This is a genomic window from Thermostichus sp. OS-CIW-20 (genome assembly GCF_054061455.1).
Genome location: NZ_JBSSEF010000064.1, coordinates 1 through 1252 on the forward strand (window position 1 = coordinate 1; position 1252 = coordinate 1252).

The 1252-nt window shown below is 59.3% G+C and carries 1 protein-coding gene and 1 pseudogene; both read left to right on the forward strand.

Annotated features, from left to right (window positions below; translation table 11 throughout):
* The first annotated feature begins 105 nt into the window (after nucleotides 1-105).
* Nucleotides 106-584: pseudogene (locus ACVWXC_RS13310) on the forward strand (CRR6 family NdhI maturation factor).
* Between the two features lie 98 nt (nucleotides 585-682).
* Nucleotides 683-1108: a hypothetical protein gene (locus tag ACVWXC_RS13315; RefSeq protein ID WP_457393247.1), complete on the forward strand. Its 426-nt coding sequence runs from the start codon at nucleotides 683-685 to the stop codon at nucleotides 1106-1108.
* Nucleotides 1109-1252 lie beyond the last annotated feature (144 nt).

Sequence of the window (1252 nt, forward strand, 5' to 3'; positions counted from 1 at the left end):
TGAAGACTTCTTTACTACTGATCAATCCATCCTCCTTCCGAAGTTGGTTTGCTAAGTGCTGCTATTGTACCCCTTGAGCCCTTAACAGGCTGTAGCTGTGTCGTCGTGCCGATTACCTTCTACCTTCCTGCTAAAGCCATTCAAGCTCTGGATTTAACCCCGGGCCATGAGCTGTTGAAAACGTTGATGGCGGATCCTGTCCGGGCTGCCCAGCAGGTGTAATGCGCCATCGATTGGCCGCGCAGCCCCGACGATCCGCGCGAGCTGTCGGAGATCCCGGAGGTGCGCCTGTGGTTTATTCGTTGGGACACGGTCTGCCCCTGGATGCCCTACTTCCTCAACTGGCGCCAAGGAGAGCTGGCCCGTTACGCAGCCATGTTGGTGCCCCATCAATTCAACCCTCGCGAGGGCATTGTTTACAACCCAGAAGCGCTGGAAATCTCTTTGTGTTGATGCGGTGGTTCAAGCAGCAGAAACTGGGATCCCTCTCGATGCTGCGGGATATGGCTTTGGTGTTTGGCTTCGAGGTCCAGCTGGAGTTTCTCACTCTCTGGGAGTCTGAGGTGGGGGATCCGAACTCATGAGGGTGATGGTGGCCGATACCTGGCCGGGGATCCCCGGAGCCGCAGCAGTGGCCAGCGCCTGGCAAGAGGTGGTCCAGAGACCTTGAGTCCAGCTCAGGGTGGATCCCAACCCTTCGGAAGCTCAGCTCAAGGCCCTCTGGCAACAAATCGGCGAGCGGGCAACCAATCCCCTCCTGGTTCTGCCGGGCAGTGTCGCCGATCCCCTGGAGCCAGGCCAAACCTGGGCCGATTTGGCCCATGCTTGGGGGTTTAGCCTGCTCTTAACGCTGCGACGGGAGGCCGCCCTGAGCCAAGCAACCGCCTTTGCCGCCCTGATGCGCCAAGCCAAGGTCCGCAACTTGGGCTGGGTGCTGGTCGGATCCCTGCCCGAAACCGAGGATCCCCAAGCTTTGGAGGAGCTGGATGCAGCTTTGATCCCACGCCTAGAGGCTCAAGTTGGAATGCCGGTGCAGGGGAGAATCGCTCTGGATGGGCAGATCCTTTGGGACACCGATTCCCTTGAGCAACTGGGCTACGTTCTATGAAAAGCAGAAAAACCCCCCAGCGTCTGCCAGGGGATTCAAGAAGGACTGATCGACTAGGTCAGGAGTGGATTAGCCGCGGATGGCCGGCGCCACTTCCACCGCCGCCAGGTCCAGCGGGAAGTTGTGCGCATTCCGCTCGTGCAT